This window comes from Calothrix sp. NIES-3974 (genome assembly GCF_002368395.1).
Taxonomy (GTDB): Bacteria; Cyanobacteriota; Cyanobacteriia; order Cyanobacteriales; family Nostocaceae; genus NIES-3974.
Genome location: NZ_AP018254.1, coordinates 4,728,192 through 4,746,232, shown reverse-complemented (window position 1 = coordinate 4,746,232; position 18,041 = coordinate 4,728,192). Strand labels below are relative to the sequence as shown.

11 protein-coding genes and 1 pseudogene are annotated in these 18,041 nt (G+C 40.1%); 5 read left to right on the top strand and 7 right to left on the bottom strand.

All coding sequences use genetic code 11. From position 1 onward, the window contains the following. Nucleotides 1–249: 249 nt before the first annotated feature. The 3 genes from CDC37_RS19105 (at nucleotide 250) to CDC37_RS19095 (ending at nucleotide 2,481) form a co-directional block, all read left to right on the top strand. On the top strand, nucleotides 250–1,032 hold the full coding sequence (locus CDC37_RS19105; RefSeq protein WP_096624163.1) for an ion transporter: 783 nt from the start codon (nucleotides 250–252) through the stop codon (nucleotides 1,030–1,032). Nucleotides 1,033–1,323: 291 nt separating this feature from the next. Further along, nucleotides 1,324–1,800: a phosphate-starvation-inducible PsiE family protein gene (locus CDC37_RS19100; RefSeq protein WP_096624161.1), complete on the top strand. Its 477-nt coding sequence runs from the start codon at nucleotides 1,324–1,326 to the stop codon at nucleotides 1,798–1,800. 102 nt (nucleotides 1,801–1,902) lie between these two features. Beyond that, complete coding sequence (locus CDC37_RS19095) at nucleotides 1,903–2,481, top strand: thioredoxin family protein (RefSeq protein ID WP_096624159.1); 579 nt, start codon at nucleotides 1,903–1,905, stop codon at nucleotides 2,479–2,481. A gap of 240 nt (nucleotides 2,482–2,721) precedes the next feature. On the opposite strand, the gene CDC37_RS19090 is transcribed toward CDC37_RS19095, so the two are convergent. From CDC37_RS19090 to CDC37_RS19080, 3 genes are all read right to left on the bottom strand, one after another. Beyond that, on the bottom strand, nucleotides 2,722–3,942 hold the full coding sequence (locus CDC37_RS19090) for an EAL domain-containing response regulator (RefSeq protein ID WP_096624157.1): 1,221 nt from the start codon (nucleotides 3,940–3,942) through the stop codon (nucleotides 2,722–2,724). A 322-nt stretch (nucleotides 3,943–4,264) separates the two neighbouring features. Beyond that, the gene (locus CDC37_RS19085) at nucleotides 4,265–8,416 is read right to left on the bottom strand and encodes a PAS domain S-box protein (protein ID WP_096624155.1); all 4,152 of its coding nucleotides are present in this window, start codon (nucleotides 8,414–8,416) and stop codon (nucleotides 4,265–4,267) included. A gap of 287 nt (nucleotides 8,417–8,703) precedes the next feature. Next, nucleotides 8,704–10,284, bottom strand: coding sequence for an FAD-dependent oxidoreductase (locus CDC37_RS19080; RefSeq protein WP_231943112.1), 1,581 nt, complete (start codon nucleotides 10,282–10,284; stop codon nucleotides 8,704–8,706). Nucleotides 10,285–10,496: 212 nt separating this feature from the next. Between CDC37_RS19080 and CDC37_RS19075 the strand changes: the two genes are divergently transcribed. Beyond that, a complete protein-coding gene (locus CDC37_RS19075) occupies nucleotides 10,497–12,173 on the top strand; it encodes a pentapeptide repeat-containing protein (protein WP_096624153.1) in 1,677 nt (558 codons plus the stop codon). A gap of 75 nt (nucleotides 12,174–12,248) precedes the next feature. Here CDC37_RS19075 and CDC37_RS19070 read toward each other — a convergent pair whose 3' ends face one another. Continuing rightward, entirely contained in the window at nucleotides 12,249–12,743 is a 495-nt protein-coding gene (locus CDC37_RS19070) for a GNAT family N-acetyltransferase (protein WP_096624151.1), read from the bottom strand. A gap of 246 nt (nucleotides 12,744–12,989) precedes the next feature. Beyond that, nucleotides 12,990–14,124: pseudogene (locus CDC37_RS19065) on the bottom strand (RNA-guided endonuclease InsQ/TnpB family protein). Nucleotides 14,125–14,390: 266 nt separating this feature from the next. On the opposite strand from CDC37_RS19065, the gene CDC37_RS19055 reads away from it, so the two are divergent. After that, nucleotides 14,391–14,612 (top strand): hypothetical protein, encoded by a 222-nt coding sequence (locus tag CDC37_RS19055; protein WP_096624147.1) that lies wholly within the window; start codon nucleotides 14,391–14,393, stop codon nucleotides 14,610–14,612. A gap of 229 nt (nucleotides 14,613–14,841) precedes the next feature. Here CDC37_RS19055 and CDC37_RS19050 read toward each other — a convergent pair whose 3' ends face one another. After that, nucleotides 14,842–15,996, bottom strand: a complete 1,155-nt coding sequence (locus tag CDC37_RS19050; protein WP_096624145.1) for a baeRF7 domain-containing protein — start codon at nucleotides 15,994–15,996, stop codon at nucleotides 14,842–14,844. A gap of 652 nt (nucleotides 15,997–16,648) precedes the next feature. Further along, the gene (locus tag CDC37_RS19045) at nucleotides 16,649–18,040 is read right to left on the bottom strand and encodes a glycerol acyltransferase (RefSeq protein ID WP_096624143.1); all 1,392 of its coding nucleotides are present in this window, start codon (nucleotides 18,038–18,040) and stop codon (nucleotides 16,649–16,651) included. Between the last annotated feature and the right edge of the window lies 1 nt (nucleotide 18,041).

The following is an 18,041-nucleotide window of genomic DNA, read 5'->3' as shown; positions in this document are numbered from 1 at the left end:
CCCAAAAAAATTACAAATGCCAGATTTTGAAGTTTTATATACCCATGTATTTGCACTTTTTTTCAGCCAAAATAGCCTCAACAGCTTACGATATCTAAAGTCCAATATCGATTCTCTTGTACTTTGATATGAATGAAACTAAAATAATCAACGGTTACAGCCCCTAATATGTAGCAAGCATTAGTGTAAACAATATCAAGTCTAACTATTTTTCAGCAAGCCCTATATAGGACTCCTGTATACTTACTTATGCAATTAAGTCGAGAACAGACAGCATTTTATCTTAAAGACCTAGAAACACCTCTCGGTCAATTAATTAATTTAACAATCGCAGGGTTAGTTTTTATCTCTTCTGCTATTTTCGTCACTGAAACCTATGCTTTACCCAACAGTTTACTAATTCTATTTAAAACGATAGATACGATTATTGTCGTTATTTTTGCTCTAGAATACCTAGTCAGGTTGTGGAGTGCAGAACAGAAGTTAGCTTACATGGTGAGTTTTTATGGCATCATTGATTTAATCGCTATTTTACCCTACTTTTTTGGCGCTTTTGATATTAGTTTTTTGCGTTTATTTCGCTGGTTTCGGATTCTGCGGTTAATTCGTTTGATTGACAGTAAATATATTTTTGGTATCAATTCGGAAGATGGTGTAATTTTTGCCAGAATTTTGTTTACCCTATTTGCAATTGTTTTTGTTTATTCCGGATTAATTTATCAGTTTGAACATCCCGTTAATCCCCACACTTTTAAAACCTTTTTTGACGCATTTTACTTTTCAGTGGTGACAATGACCACAGTTGGCTTTGGAGATGTGACACCCATATCCCAATTCGGCAGAATTTTAACTGTATTGATGATTTTTACGGGTATTGCCCTCATTCCTTGGCAAGTAGGAGATTTAATTAAAAGGTTAGTGAAAACAGCTAATCAAATTAAAATTATTTGCTCCAATTGTGGACTTGCATTTCACGATGCTGATGCTCAATATTGTAAGCGCTGCGGTCATCATTTAAGTCCTTCAAAGTAATATTAATATCTCAGTTTGGGTGTAATTAGTGAAATCAAAAAATTATGTCGAATATGGTTAGAGGATGTTTTAAAATTCGATTTTAATACTCGTTTTTTGGGAGTAGGCTTATGAGATTGCTTCGTCGTTCCTCCTTGTTTCAGAAAAATTGTGTAACTTCACGTGAAAATTGTATTACTATTTCCAATTAAAAAACGAGTCGTATCTAATACCACAAATAATCAACCCATAGTTATTTATGATTGAATTATCACCCAACAATCACAATCCATAAATAGCTTTAAATTAAATATGCCAAATCCTATCCCCACCCAGATAACTAAATGGTTTAAACTCCATACAATTGTCAGAAATTTAGAACTATTTCAAGACTTTATTGTAATTTCCCTCTGTTTGGGTTTATTTTGTGTCATGTTATCACGACTAGTGGATTTGTTTTCCCGTTTATTACAACCTTTAGATTTACGTCAGGTAACGTCTGATATTCTATTTATTTTAATTTTAGTCGAATTATTTCGCCTGTTAGTAGATTATTTACAAGAACGACGGATATCCGTTGGTGCAGCTGTGGAAATTTCCATCGTTTCCTCGCTACGGGAAGTAATTCTTCAGGGTGTATTAGATATCCCTCGTGATAGTATTATTGCTATTTCCATATTTTTAGTTGTATTGGGGGGATTATTGATATTTATGCCCTTAATGGTAGAGCATTTTACACATATCTCGAAGATGCAAATACCTAATTCCTTGGAAGATTTACAAAATTAGTGTTGGACATTTGGGTATTCCGTGATAACTTCCTATAATAAATTCGGTTAAACTGAAATTGTAATTATCATTAATTTTTATCGCACCAACATTGAAACGATTATGACAGAACCAGTCCTAACTAATACGGATATACAGGGGAAAAGAGTGAGAAATTTTTTAATTGCAATTGTGGCGATCGCTCTGAGTGTGGCTTTCATTATTGGACTGCGTACAGAAGCCACTAGCACTAGTCTCGCTAGCCTGAGTCAACAATCCATACCCTTGGAAGTCGCTTTGACCAATGGTAAACCCAGCCTAATTGAATTTTACGCTGATTGGTGTACAGTTTGTCAAAAAATGGCTCCAGATATGGCTGCTTTGGAAACCGAGTATGCAGGTCAAGTCAATTTTGTGATGCTGAACGTCGATAATAGTAAATGGCTACCGGAAATGACCCAGTACCAAGTCGATGGTATACCCCATTTTGTCTATGTTAATCGCAAAGGGGAAGCTGTAGCTCAAGCCATAGGTGATACTCCCCGAACAATTATGGCTGATAATCTCAATGCTTTGATTGCTGGGGATAATTTACCCTATGCTCAAGCAAGTGGTGCAACTTCGGCTTTTAAACCACCTGTTACACCTAGTGGTAGTGATAATACTGACCCCCGTTTGCATGGCGCTCAAGTTAAAAGTTAGTTAGAACCCAAATTTACTATGGTTCTTGATACAGTGTTATTGAACTCTGTTTGCTGGTTTGAGGCAGAGCCTTGTGGAATGCGTCCCCACGCGGAGCGTAGGGACGAGATAAAAGACGCGATATATCGCGTCTCTCTCTACATCAGTGGAATTTTGAGTTCCCTACCCTCACTAAAATACTTTTACAGCTTGCGCTGCGCTTTGCGAACAGCAGACCCTAGTTAGGTATCCTGTATTCCCTTAACTAATCGGTGTTGCCAATCTCCTATCGGTCATTAGTTGTTCTTCAAATTCTTCAGCAACTACGGCTTGACTAAATAAAAATCCTTGGATGGCATTACAACCGTGGGTTTGGAGGAAATCTAATTCTTCTTCGTTTTCAACGCTTTTGGCAACTACGTATAAATCTAAACTGCGTGCCATTTGAATCATGGATTTTGTGATGGCCGCTTTTTGTGTGTCCTGGGAAACTTTATGGATAAAGTAACGGAATATTTTGAGGATATCTACTGGCATTTGGTGTAATAACATGAGGGAGGAATCACCTAAACCAAAATCATCAATAGCGATTTTAATTCCCTGTTGTTTGAGTTGGCTAATGGTGTTAACGGAGGTTTTAAAATTGCGAAGAATTGAATTTTCACTCACTTCTAATTCCAGGTTTTCTGGAGCAAGATGATAGCTGTCTAACAGTGCTATAATTTGTTCACAAAAATCGGGTTGATTTAATTGATTAACTGATATATTTACTGATAAACATAAATCACGAAAGCCCTTGTCTACCCAACCTTTCAATTGTTGCAAAGCAGCGTTGAGTATCCATTCACTGATGGGGATAATTAATCCTGTGGATTCGGCTAGGGGTATTAATTTGGTGGGGGAAACTAAACCTAATTCTGGACTGTGCCATCTGACTAAGCTTTCCGCAGCAACTATTTTTCCAGTCTCGATATCCACTATGGGCTGATAATGAACTTGAAATTCGTGAAAGTTTTCCGATTCTAGGGTTTTGAGTAAACAGTTTTTAATGATATTAATTTCGCTCGATGAAGCACTGGATTCGGATGTAGTTTGCAAATACTTTTTCAAACTCGCTTGACGTTCGAGACGACCGAAAATTGCACTGAGTAATTCCGCACGGGTAAAGGGTTTTGTCAGGTAGTCATCCGCACCTAAATCCATCCCTTGACGGATATCGCTTTTAGATGCTTTTGCTGTTAAAAATATCAGGGGAATAACAGATGTTTTCGGGTCTTCCCGCAAGGTCGTTAATACCCCGTAGCCATCCATTTCCGGCATCATCATATCGCACAAAATCAAATCAGGGTTATGGGCGATCGCTTTTTCAATTCCGATTCTACCGTTTTCTGCCGCAATGGTTTCAAAGTTTTCGGCTTCAAGTAAATCAACGAGATTTGCACGGACTGTGGGTTCGTCTTCAATCACTAAAATTTTGGTCACAATATCCTCTTTTTCCGAAGTTACAAGTATATTACAATTTTTCCTATCGCTGACAGACGGTAGAACCGAAGAATCAAGCTATTAAGTCGTTGGACACGTCAAGAAAGGGTACGGGGAATAGGGAACACAATAGTAAGTATGGGATTAATCCTGTCTGGCTATTTATAAAGGTATTATCACAGTTGTGGCTTTTTTAGTCCCTGTTTGTCAATCAATTAACTTGATATTCACATAATTAATCACATAATTAATTATTATTGATAGTAGAGACGACCCAACGGTAGAGACGACCCAACGGTAGAGACGACCCGTTGGGTCGTCTCTACGGGTTTTGATGGGGGAATTTGACGATAAATGTTGTGCCTTTACCTAACTCGCTGTAAACGTCAATTTCGCCTTGGTGTAGGTTGACACATTGTTTGACAATCGCTAGTCCTAATCCTGTACCTTGAATATTACCAACATTAGTCGCTCGATGGAAGGATTCAAATAAATGGGGGATATCGGAGGGGGGGATACCAATTCCTTGGTCTTGAATTGTAAAGGTAATTTGGGTAGAAGTGGCGGCTAAATCAAAGTTAACTTTTGTTTCTGGTGGGGAATATTTGACGGCATTATTGAGCAAGTTGGTGAGGATATGTTCTAATAAGCGCTCGTCCATATAGGCTGGGATTGATGCTGCCGAGTGGGTAAATAGGATTCTATCAGTAGATTTAATCATGATGAGAATATTTTCAATTATATATTGGCAGTATGAGACGAGTTCGATGGGTTGCGGATTATATTCCAGTTTTCCAGCTTCAGCTTTTCCGATTAATAAAACATCATTGAGTAAATTAGTCATATGTCTGACCGCAGCTTGAATTCTTTGGAGGTGTCCAAGTTGTTTTTCTTCTGTTAATTTGTGGCGGTAGTATTCTAATAATTCGGAAGAAGAAAGGATGGTACTTAAGGGTGTGCGGAATTCATGGGAAGTCATGGAGATAAAACGGGATTTTAACTCGTGGAGTTCTTTTTCTCGTTCTATGGCTAATCGTAATTCCACTTCTAGCTGTTTGCGCTCGGTAATATCAATCCATTGACCAATAATTTCTAGGGGGTGATCGCAATTATCTTTGAGTATGGTCAAGGTATCAAAAATCCAGACGTATTCCTGCTGTGAATTGAGTACACGATACTCTAAACTAAGGTCAGTGGCGGATGTTAAAATCTGCCTACGGATGTGCATCGCAGCTTCCCGGTCTTCGGGGTGGATTTGTTTTTCCCAAAACTCGGTATCAAAGAGGAATTGTTCGGGATTGTAACCCAAAATATTCAAAATATTACTGCTGACAAAACTAATGGTAATATCTTGAAAGTCTTTGCAGGAATAGAGAATACTGGGACTAGATGACATCACATGATCCAGTCTAGCCCGACTGATTCGCAGGGCAATTTCAATTTGCTTTTCATCCGTAACATCCCTTTGCACACCGACATAATGGGTTAAATGACCCTTTTGGTCAAATACAGGAGCAATGGTTAGTTCATTGACAAACATGGTGCCGTTTTTGGTGTAATTTCTGATGGCTGCGGTGTAGGTAGCTCGTCGGCGAATAGCAGATTTCAGACCTTCTAATCCCGGTTGGTGATGGTCGAAACGTTGGAGGAAGCGACAGTTACGACCAATTACTTCATGGCTCTGAAACCCGGTTAGGCGTTCAAAACTATCGTTAACGTAGCTTAGAGGTGCATCGGGTAACTTCATGTTACTAATACTTACACCGTGGGTTCCCACACTTAAAGCCCGATCCCGTAGTCGAATCATCTCCTCCATGTGGCGCATTTCCGTGGTTTCAGTGTAAATGGCAACATAACCAATAATTTGTTGATGGCGATCGCAAATTGCATCAGCCCGCATTTTGGCATCAAATAGCTGACCACCAGCATCCTCCATGACAACTTCCCCATTCCAGGGTTTTCCCTGTACGATATGGTGATAGACTCTGCGAGCGCATTTGCGTTGACCATAGATTAAAATCGAGTTATTGCCTTGGTTTAATTCCTCCAGGGTGTAGCCCATTCGCGATACAAAGGCGGGATTAATGTAGATCACTTGACCTTGAGTATTGGCAATTGCTATCCCATCGACGGTGGTTTCAATGGCTTTTTGAAAGCGAATTAAATTTTCTTCCAGGTGTTTGCGTTCCGTAATATCAGTGGAAATACCACAAACAGCGTAGATTTTACCGCTAGTATCCCGGAGGGGAAATTTGACAGAAATATAGGTATGTTGGGTATTGTCAGGGTTTTTGACAAATTCCTCAACCTTGATGGGAGCGCCAAGTTGAACTGCTTTTGTATTACTAGTAATGCATTCGGCGACAGTTTCTGGGGGTAAAAATTCCGAGATATGTTTACCAACTAAATCCTGGGGTGAAAGATTAAATAGGCGAGCAATTTTTTGATTCGCTAAAATGTAACGATTATCCAAATCCACAAGATAAATTAAGGTGGGGGAGTAATCTAAAATCGCTTGGAGTTGACTATTTTTATAGTATAGAGCAGCCTCCGCTTTTTTTCTGGCGGTAATATTTTTTTTCACCCCTCGATAACCGCACCAATTACCATCCTCATCAAAAATTGCCAATCCACTTACTTCTAAATAGATCGAATCACCATTTTTATGGTATTTTTCAATTTCTAAATCCTTCAACGGTGCATAATCATTGGCTAAGGCTGCTAACCACCGGGATTGAAATCGTTTCTTTTCAATTGTGGGCATGAATCCAAATAGGGATTGACCAATTAATTCCTGGGGGGAGTAGCCAAGTAGGTTTTCCACATTGGGACTGACGTAAGTAATTATACCTTCCCTATCTACTTCCCAGAGCATATCACTGGTCAGTTCAATCAGTTGTCGGTAGCGAGCTTCGCTTTGTTTTAGTTGAATTTGAGTTTGTCGGAATTCGTGGACATCGGTATCGGTTGCCAAATATTTGACGATGTTGCCTTTTTCATCGCGAATTGCCACATATTTACTTAAGTGCCAACGGTATTCACCGCTAGGTACATGCAGCCACCGTAATTCCATTTCTACTGATTCTCCCAGGGGAGATTTGAGGTCTAATTCTGCTAAAACTACCTTTAAATCTTCCGGATGCAGCCATTTATGCCAACCTTTACCCTGTTTACTCTTAACCTCAGCTAAGGTGGTTTGAAAATAATCTAAAACCCGTTGATTAACATAAATAATTTCTCGATTGGCATTATACATCCACACCATTTGGGGGATATTTGCTAATGCTCCCAGTTGGGTGGCTTCGCTAATTATTAAAGCTTGTTCAATTTCGGTTTGAATTTCAATTTGGTGATGAAAATCCACAGCCGCACCGACATAACCAATAAATTCGCCATCGAGATTGAATCTTGGTGAAGCTTGATCTAAATGCCAACGATATTCTCCATCATGACGACGCAAACGATATTTTAATGTGATTGGTTGATGTTGGGAAAATGCAGTTTGAAAATTAATTTTATTTTGTTCGTAGTCATCGGGATGAACCCAATCTCCGCAGCTATCACTCCGCAATTTTTCCGTCGGTTCCCCGGTAAAATCTGATAAATATTTACTGACAAAAGTCACCTTTCCCTGGTGATCCATAATCCAGATTCCTACGGGTGCGGTTTCCGATAAAGCGCGAAAACAGGATTCAACTTCGTATAAAGCTGCGATCGCATTTTGATGTTGACTGATATCTGTACCCCGTAGCAACACCAAACTTTTACCGTCTACTTCCAAGCTGCAATAACGCACTTCCCACTTCACCTGTTGACCGTTTGCACCCAGGAAAGTCTGTTCTAGCAGCACCGGAACCCCCCCCAACACACATTCCCACAAACTTTCTTCCACGGGGGATACCACTAAATCCGTGAACTGGCGATAGTATATTTGCTCCCAGTCATATCCCAAAACACGACAAAAATGGGAATTAGCATCAATAATTTTGCCTTGGCGATCGCAAACTATTAAAACATCATTTGCTGCATCCATGAATTTCAGAAGATGCTCGCAAGTTGCTTGGATATTAGGGATGAATTGACACAAATTATGAGCTGCGATCGCTCCCACAACGCAACCATCATTGGTATCAACAACAGGTAAAACCGACGGTTGAAATTGTTTCCAGAGATTGACCACATGGGTCAGGTGACAATCTTCATAGTTGCAACAAACTTCCACTGCTGCCATAATTTTTCCCACGGGAGTTTGACGCAGATCCAGTCCTCCCACCACTTGCTGGAGAATATCTTGAGCGGTGACTATACCAATTACTTTTCCCGCTTCAACTACCAAAGCATAATCATTTTTTTGACTGCGATCGCAAATCAACTCCATCACCTCGAAAACCGTTGTTGGGGGAGCAACAATAACTGGATGGAAATTAATCAACGCATCTAAGGGAGATGAAACAGCTTGGAAAAATGATTGCATAGATTTATCAGCCTTGCTGCCAAGTGATGGGACTATTGGCAAATTGACGAGCCATTATCTCATATTTTCCTGTGAATTAACACAAATAAGTTGCGTATAACTACGGAAAAGGCAGAGGATTTTGGATTTTAGATTTTGGAATACTCTTCGATCGATCCGCACTACGTGCGTCTATGGATTTTGGATTTAGTCGATACATGCTAACACCGGGTTTCTCACAAATCCCTAAAACTGAATAGGGAGTAGAGACGACCCGGTGGGTTGTCTCCAGGGGAGTAGTATGAAAATTAATCAAGGTGGTGGAAATCACTTCCGGAACCATATTTCCATGCATCAAAATAACGATGCCAATAGTACTGGGATTTGTCTGGTAAATTTTTCACCCAAGTTGTCAAAAATGGTTGCAGGTGGTGTAAAACTGTGTAAATTCCTAAATTAGTGTAATGAATTAGCCAATCCAACAGGGCGAATATACCCACTTGGGGGAGGATTTTGGTAATAATTAACGGATGGGATAGGGAGGTTTGCCACAGGGTTTTCGTTAGTCCGGAAAATTGCACTACATCTTGTAAAAATGGTTTGAGTACGGGTTCCCCTAATTGCTGCATTTGGGTAAATACTGCTGATAATAAATCGTTGATTTGGGTCGGTGGAATTTGCTGATTTGGCTCCACGCTCATGGTTTTTTGAAATAGCCAGGTGACGGAAAGATTTGGTTGATAGGGTTGGAGTAAACCTAAAGCGGGTGCGGATAATTCGTTTACTTCTAAGGCTTCACAAATGCCGATAGTTAACCTTTTTAAATGTCTTACCATTGCTCCAAAACCACCAAAACTGAGGGGAGATTGGGAACCACTGCTATCACCAACGGGTAATATGTAATTCCAAGGTGTTGATAGGGGACTTTGGCGATAACTAGGGAAAAATCCGAACAAGGCGCGTAAAAAGTTTAATTGCTCTAACTCTATATTTTGGTATCCCGGTAATAATCGGAAATACTCAGTAAATAACTTTTCTAAACACAAATTATCTGTCTTACCATCCAGGTAGGTAAATAGATAAGTAGTCCTACCATCCCGTGCGGGAAAAGCCTCCCAAAAATATTGACATTGATTTTCGATGGGAGTAAAAGAAAATAATAAATCACCAGAGGAATTATCCACAAAACCCTCAGCACAGGTTCCCACAACTAAACATAAAGCATCGGGTTTATTCCCCTTCCGAGCTTGTTGAGAAATAGGGGAAAAATGACCCATTGCATCAATTAATAACCTAGTTGTAAATAGCTGCTGTACCCGTACCCCATTCGGGTGAATTACCGCACCAGTAAAAGGAGTTTGCTCGTATAACTTTCCCCCTGCTGCGAAAAACTTTTGTTTGAGGATTTCTAGTAAATAAACCGGATCAACACCAATATTTAAAACATCCTCCACCCAAGCAGACCAACCTCCAGCAAAACCGACACGCACCGGATTAAACTCAATGGCGATCGCCTGTGCTAATTCTTCCGCAGTGAGCAAATCTAAATCAATAAACACCTCCAATTCCCGTCGGGAAATATTCCATTCCTGCACCCTTCCCCGCAATACACCCCGTTCTAACAATGCTACCTTCACACCCCGTTTTGCTAAAGCAGCAGCCAACAATATCCCCAAAGTCCCACCGCAAATCACCACATCATAGTCAAAATCCCCTGTTAACATCTCCTGACTGTGGCTAATTACTTGGGGAACAGGGGTAGTATTTTTCCCCTGCAAATTCGCCAACAGTTGGTCAGCGCGTCGCAAATTTGTCAACGCATCACCAGGAATTTTCGCCAGAATATCTTCCGCTAACGACACCGTACCCTCCCTTTTATCCCGCAGCATATAATTATTTATATTTTGTATTAAAACCAAAATTAATGTAGAGACGCAGCAATGCTACGTCTCTACGTAACGTAAAATTTTCGGTTATTCATCCCCTCTATCCCCACCATTCTGTTACAGTTAACACCATAATGGGAATCCTAGTGTTGACAGATTAAAAATACAAATTCCGTTTTCATCGGGTTGGCAGACACAAGCATGGTTATGGATTGATGGATATTCGCAATGGGTCAGGGGATTTAGATTTAATTATTTCCAGGATTGAACGTTTGGAAGCACAAAACCTGCTGTTAAAAAAGTTTTTGGCGGTTTTGAAACGGGAGTTGAATTCCTTACGGGAGGAATTCCAAAATCGTCCGGAAATTCAACAGGTGGAAAGTATTCAATGGGAATTGGTTGATATTCAAAATCTGTTGGAGTCGGGTAGGTTTGATCCGATGCGGACAACCACGACTGTCCACCGTCATTCTTTACCACCTGATTTAGATGATACGGAAAACCTGACCTCACCAGTAGACAGTCATGATGATTGCAAAATGACGGTACTTGCAAAGCCGAAATCTGCTTACTTTCGCAGTGAGGTGGAATTTAAAGTTGAACGGATGTTGTTTATTTTAGACAAAATTTACACCTTCAGAGAAAAACGCAATTTGGATGTGGGGGAATTTTTGGCTGGATACCAAAAAGGCGATCGCAATTTTAGTCAAGTTGAATTAAGGTGTGCTGATTTAACCGGAAATGCCCTTAACCATATTCGCTTAAGTCATGCTAATCTTCAAGCTGCCAAATTGGGGGGAGTGGATTTACGTTATGCCGATATGAGTTATATCAACCTGGAAGGTGCAGATTTACACAAAGCTAATTTGTATGGAAGTAAACTCTGTTACGGAAATTTAGCCGCAGCAAACCTAAGTGGATCAAAGTTGACCCGGGTTGATTTAAATGGTGCAAACTTGATGGGTGCGGATCTCAGTGGAGTCGATTTGAGCGATCGCGTTTTACGGGATATAGATTTGAGCTATGCGAACCTCAGTTGGGTAACATTTCGCAACACGACGTTAATTAATGTTAATCTCAGTTATGCCCATCTCAGTCGCGCTGATTTTCTCAACACTAATTTAGCAGAGGTGAATTTGGAAGGGGCTAATCTCCAACACTCCCTATATAACCAGAAGACAATTTTTCCAGGGGATTTTGATATTACTAACCACGAAGCATATTTAATTGCACCCCAAGCTCACCTGCAAAATGCCAATTTAGCAGGGGTACAACTATGCCATGCAGATTTGTCCGCAGCCGATTTAAGGGGTGCAAATCTGAATTTAGCCGATTTGAGCGGTGCAAATCTTTCCAGCGCTAATTTAAATAATGCCAACCTCAGTCGAGCTAATTTAGAAGGTACTAATTTTGCGATCGCTGACTTGAGCAATGCAGACTTGAGTGAAGCCATATTTAGCAGTCCCCAGGGAGATATAACAGCCAAATTAGTCGGTGCAAACCTCAGTGGAAGCAATCTCAGTCGTGTTCGACTGACCCATGTTCACCTCACTGCGGCAGATATCAGTCGCGCGAATTTTAAATATGTTCAAGATTTTACCTCCCACTTAAGTCATGCTAATCTGACAGGTGTGAATCTTATGGGTATGTATTTAGGTGCTGTCAATTTAAGCTGTAGTAATTTAACAGGGGCAAATTTGTGTGGAACTTTCCTACAAGGTGCTAATTTACGCAATGCCATTTTAGTATCAGCCGATTTACGTGGTGCAGACCTTCGTCATACCAACCTGGAAAATGCTAACCTTCAAGATGCCAACCTCAATGGAGCAAATTTAGAGGGAGCAATCCTGAAAAATGCTATCTTACCAGATGGTCGCATTTATGCTAGGTAGAGACGCGATATATCGCGTCTCTACCTACAAACCATCGCGTTTCTACAAACAAACCATCAGGAATCCAAAATCAAATTAAATCATCTCAGCTAAACGCCTAATTCCCGCTCCTGTAACTCGACAAATTCGCCATTCATCGAGGATTTCTGCACCCATACGGGTATAGAATTTCTGTGCGGGTTCGTTCCAATCAAGTACACTCCACTCCAATCGACCACAATCCCTTTCTGCGGCAATTTTGGCAACTTTGACCAGCAGAGATTTACCAATTCCTTGGTGACGATAGGCTGGTAAAACAAAGATATCTTCCAGATAAATGCCTGGTTTAGTCAAGAAAGTGGAATAATTGGAAAAAAACAGAGCAAAGCCAACCAATTTCTCTTCAATTTCTGCGACAATTGCCTCTGCATAGGGTTTATCACCAAATAAATGGTCGTGCAGTAGTCCTGGATTTCCTGTCACCATTTCCGTTAGTTTTTCATATTCCGCTAACCCTAAAATCAGGTTGAATATTTCTGCACAATCATCAGGTTTGGCTAAACGGACAACTAATTGGGGATGGGAATTCATCTATGGGGAAGATAGGTATGTACAGTATATAGAATATCGTAATTCGTAGTTCGTGGTTCGTAATTACGAATTATCAATTAGGAGTTATCAATTATTGAAGATGTTTCTTTCGGAGGTTTTTCTTCACAAAATACACTTTTAGGATATGAAGTGTTGAAACTTTGGGCAAACAGCCATGATTAGGAAGTGGAATGGACAAAACAGATTTGACATACTCCCTGCCCTACAAAGGCAGGGATTCTAGGCTCAAACAACGATTGCAGACAAAGTCCGTCTTAAATCGTCTAACCCAGCAGTTGATGCCCCAACTGCACAAATATTTTTAGCTGCGTTTTCGTCTCTCCCATTGACTGACTGACAGGACGGACAACGCCACTTTCTAACTAACAAATCTAATTTTTCTAGAACGTGTCCACAATTAGAACAAGTTTTGCTAGACGGATACCATTGATCAATAAATACGATTTGTTTGCCTTTCTTTTTGGCAATCCACTCTAGAATTTGTAGAAATTCTCCAAAAGCCAGGTCTGATATCTTGCGCCCCCAAAGACGTTGCATTCCTTTGAGGTTGAGTGTTTCAAAACACAACACATCAAACCTATTAGTTAGGTCGTGAGCTAATTTCCAAAACCAATCACGTCTAGTATTAGAAATATCCTCATACTTGCGTACTAAATTTTTTCTAGCCCGTTCTCGATTAGCTGACCCTTTCAACTTTTTGGAATGCTGCCTACTGGCTTTTTTAATAGCATTAAGTGACTGTTTGAAGAATTGGGGCGACTCAATTTTAGTGCCGTCTGAGCAAGCGAGAAATGTCTTTAATCCCAAATCGAAACCAGCGATTTTACCTGTCTTGATTTCAACGTCTGGATTGCTAGCATCATCAACAACAATAACCATAAACAACTCACCTAATGATGTGCGTTTTCTAGTTAAAGTTTTGACTGTTCCTTCTATCTCTCTTGACTTCCAAAATTGATATATTCGATTACCAATCTTTACCTTGTTGCCACTTAAAAACTTATAACCTGCTTGCTTAAGGGTGAATGATTTGTACTTTTTAACTTTCTTGAATCCTGGTGGACGAACCCCCTTCTTGTTGTGTTTAAAAAATAATTGGTATGCTTTCTCAATGCGTTGGCAAATATCTTGTACTGCCTGAGAACCTACTGATTGCCAAAACAAGTTACGCTTCCGCAATTTGGCTATATGAGATTGGAGGAGATTGGAGTTTCGCACAACTCAAGTGTTTACCCCACATCCGGTAGTATCGACGATGAAGGGCAATGCAATGGTTATAAATCACCCCAGAAGCGTTAATCATTCGCTTGAGGTGTTTATTGCGTTTATGTTCGTACAACTTAAATCGTAGTGTTCTCATGCTACTATTGTACACAATAACGCTGTACAATAGTTAGTATGAAGAAACGATTAGATTTTAGAGTAGAAGAATACGAACTTCAAATCCTTGAAGACTACTGCTTATTTGTCGGCAGAACAAAAACTGATGTGCTTAGAGAACTCATTAGAAACCTGAAGATAAAGAAAAATCGTCCTAGAAGGACGGGGCTTTAGACCCATTCTTTCGGTAAATATCGACTCTATTCTCGAACTAAGAAATTCTTAGGTATCAGCTTACAAATCTTTTTGCTACTCATTATAATACTAATTGGCTTACCAGCCCCATTGCTGATTCTGAATGTACCTTCTTTTAGCCTCGGTCAGGAATGGTATTTAATTCTTCAGTGGAAAAATGATGTCACTGGCTTTGGGATTGAATTTAAGCTATTACCAATTGTGATTTTGGCAATAGGTTTTGGGTTTTTGATATTCCTTTGGCAATGGCTTCAGGGTCAAAAATCTGACTAATCAAGTATTTTTCACAAATATTTGCCAATTGGTGGGAATAGGTAGTCGTGGAAAAATCAATTCATTATTCAACGCTTACTAATCACTCTGGAAAAATCCAGGTGGGTAAATAGATAATCAGTAATCGCTAACAACTCAATTACCAAATTATCCATTCCTAATTACCGCAAAATCCCCCTGACTTTAGTCGGTGGATGAACTCAACAAACCGTACTGCAATATCAGATATCTAGTAACGCAGTATGGCTGCTAAGGGAGCATGTCCCGGTACTTTTTCTGGTGATACTGCATACACTTTACCACCGTTGATGAGGGTATGGAGTGCCGCTAAATCCAGTAAATCTTCGTCACCTGGTTGGGGTTGGGAATGGACTTGAACGCTATTGTTATCTGGATTAAATACTCCCCATATCTGCTTTCCGAGGGGAACAAATAGGGATTCTACTCTTTGGAAATAGGCTGCACTGATAACTTCGGGAATGTTATTGGCGGTTTTTCCTGTACCTAAATTGGCTTGATATTCAGCTATTGTTTGGTGTTGTTGAGCAGCAAAATAGGGTTCGATAATTTGCCATGCTTGGGATTGTAATTCTTCTGGTTTTAATTCGTCGGGGTTTCCGGTAATACCTGTTTCTACTAAATTGGGGTAGGAATTTACTTGTTTGTAAATGGGTAAAAGATAATCCACACCTGCTAAAATTAGGGGACAGGTTTGATTTTTTAATAATGTTTGTACACCATCGTTTACTTGACGAAAGTAGCGTAATATATTGTCTTTGGCATCATCATTTCCTGCTCCCTGTCCATGAAAAATAGCTGCTCTGTCACCACCACGACCTGGGGATGGTGTTCCGGTATGAAACTGAAGACTTTTCTCCGGGTCATCATATTGTAGTGCTTCCTCCATGCTGGTAGGAATGTCTGTTAATTCAATTTCCTGGACACTGTAACGGGTTGCTTGCAATAGACGCACCAAGTTTTGACTCAAAGCCAAAATATAAAAGCTCCCATCATCCGTGAGTAAGGGAATTAACGGTTTAAAATGAAAGCGATCGCTAACCACAACTAGTTCTGGAAAGTCAATTGGTACGGTATAGTAAGCAAAAAAATCTGGGGAGATAAATATTACTAAGCCATCACTTTGATGCTGCCAAAAATTATATTCATCCAGTTCATAAACCGGTGCAATGAGATCTTTTACATCTTGATTACGCAGTCCGGTTTGTATGAGTTTTTCTTCTGCTTCTTTTACTAAATTTTTAAATCTGATGGGGTTTTGTAGGGTTTCTGTACCCTTTTTCTCGGTGGGGATATAAATGGAAACACAGTTTTTATTGGCAACTGCGCTAATGATTGCTAATTCATCAATGGAAAATAATCTCATAATCAGACTGCTTTTCTCTAAATTTACTTTTAGTGAATGGAGTTTTAGGGGTAAGGCTTTGAGGTGAATTTATGTTTGATTTAACCCACCACTAAATTGCTATTACGGTGCTGCTGAATTTAGGTGTGAATCATGATTATTTACATTTTGTGTTCAAACCAAAATTATCTCTTCGAGAAGCCGCGCTATGCGCGTCTACGTAGAGACGTAGCGGTGCTACGTCTCTACACAACGTAACGTTTTCAATTCATATTTGTATTCAGCAACGTCGCTATGATTTTTATTTATTTTGGCGATTTTCATGTCTACTTGACATCTTCCGAGAGTCCATGACACCACCTATCTTTAGGGAGATATCTGGAATACAACCGAATATGAATCAGTAGAGACCTAGCAGTGCTACGTCTCTACACAACGTAACGTTTTCAATTCATATTTGTATTATTTGTATAATTATTCACAAACTATGAATTTTCTGCATATTAAAAATGAAATATTTGCAATTCATTCCGATGCTCAACTAGCTGAAACTCACAATATATGATAAATTTAATACTTCACGAGTTACACATAATTAGCGGCTACAAGTTTTATCTGGAGCCGCTTTCAATATTTCTGGTAATATCTTACTTAGATAAAATTACGTAATTATTTATATTAATTTCTCTAATGAAACCTGTAAATCTTGGGTCAAATCAGCAACGGCTTGTCGCGCACTCAAACGATTAGCTTTGTAAGCGGGGTAGCGTTGGGAGACGGATAGGGGTTGACCGATGGTGATTTTGGCTTGTTGTTTACCGAGGTGAGGGGTTTTTAGACCTGTTTCCTGACCGAGGATACAAGTCACCATCTCCCAGAAAATCAAGGTCATTTCTGCAAAGCGTTCAAAGCTAGGTTTTTCCCGGATATAGGTTCCAGTGACCGCGACGAAATTTTCCACAAGACGCATATGCCACATTCGCAGATTTGCTTCTTCGGCAATGCGATCGCCTAATCCTTTTTCTAGGGGTGATAAACTTTTAATATCGCGGAAATCGTCACGAAATATATAGTTCCACCCCGCTTGTTCAACTCGCCGACATCTGTCATTTAAATTACCTTTCGGTTGCAGATCAAAATACTCTTCGGCTACCTGTAAAATTACATCTAGCAGGGTTTGTAATCTAGTGGCTAGTTCCAGATTTTTATCGCTTGTTTCTTGGCTCTTGGGTAGGTCGCGATGGTAAAATTTGGTATAAAAATTTTCCATTATCCCCAGCAAATGGTCAGCAAAGGTGACTAAACGGGGATACAATGATTCCAAACTGGGAGGTTGATTTGTTGAAGAAGTTGCCATCCCGCAAGCTGTTCCCAATTCCGTTAATAAATCAGCAATTTTGTGCCAAGGAGCATCTAAATAATAATACTTAATCCCTACTGGTACAATTAATACCTCTTGATTTCGTCCTGCTTTGTGTAAATCTTCCACACACCAAAACCCAAATTGGGCGATTCCCGGTTCAAGGGGGTTGACAATTTCCGTCAAACCATTGGTAGCACCTTCCGGAGCAGCAGCCATTGGAAATTCCCCGTTCGCAAACAAATCCCGCGCACTCCGTAACCCAGTCCAATCAGCCTTACCCCGTTGGATGGGTGTTCCACCGAGATTTTGGGCAATCCAACCAATATGGCTTCCTGCCCACAATGGTACACCCCGGTCATAGATAAAATGACAATGAACAGGTTTATTTAACTTTGGTAAACCGGATTTTGCTTCCTGTTTGGCAACTTTGGGAACAATCTGGGATAACATATAACCTAGGCAAACCGGGTCTTCCACCTTGGGATGACGGAAGGCTAGCATAAAGCGAATTTTTCCCGCTTCAAACTGACGATACAAATCTGTGAGTATTTCCACATTTTCCGCTTCCACCTGGACAATACTCGTCATCAACCGCATCCACAGGGGGATTCCCACTTGGGCGATGCGTAAAAAAGTCGGGTTTAGGGTTGGGGGGATAAACTCTAAGGGTGGTTGAGCTTGATACAGGGATGATTTCGTCAAG

Excerpts from the sequence above, each read along its gene's own strand:
- CDC37_RS19100 (WP_096624161.1), top strand. The coding sequence starts at position 1,324 with ATGCCAAATCCTATCCCCACCCAGATAACTAAATGGTTTAAACTCCAT.
- CDC37_RS19070 (WP_096624151.1), bottom strand. The coding sequence starts at position 12,743 with ATGAATTCCCATCCCCAATTAGTTGTCCGTTTAGCCAAACCTGATGAT.
- CDC37_RS19075 (WP_096624153.1), top strand. The coding sequence starts at position 10,497 with ATGGATATTCGCAATGGGTCAGGGGATTTAGATTTAATTATTTCCAGG.
- CDC37_RS19080 (WP_231943112.1), bottom strand. The coding sequence starts at position 10,284 with ATGCTGCGGGATAAAAGGGAGGGTACGGTGTCGTTAGCGGAAGATATT.
- CDC37_RS19085 (WP_096624155.1), bottom strand. The coding sequence starts at position 8,416 with ATGCAATCATTTTTCCAAGCTGTTTCATCTCCCTTAGATGCGTTGATT.
- CDC37_RS19105 (WP_096624163.1), top strand. The coding sequence starts at position 250 with ATGCAATTAAGTCGAGAACAGACAGCATTTTATCTTAAAGACCTAGAA.
- CDC37_RS19095 (WP_096624159.1), top strand. The coding sequence starts at position 1,903 with ATGACAGAACCAGTCCTAACTAATACGGATATACAGGGGAAAAGAGTG.
- CDC37_RS19050 (WP_096624145.1), bottom strand. The coding sequence starts at position 15,996 with ATGAGATTATTTTCCATTGATGAATTAGCAATCATTAGCGCAGTTGCC.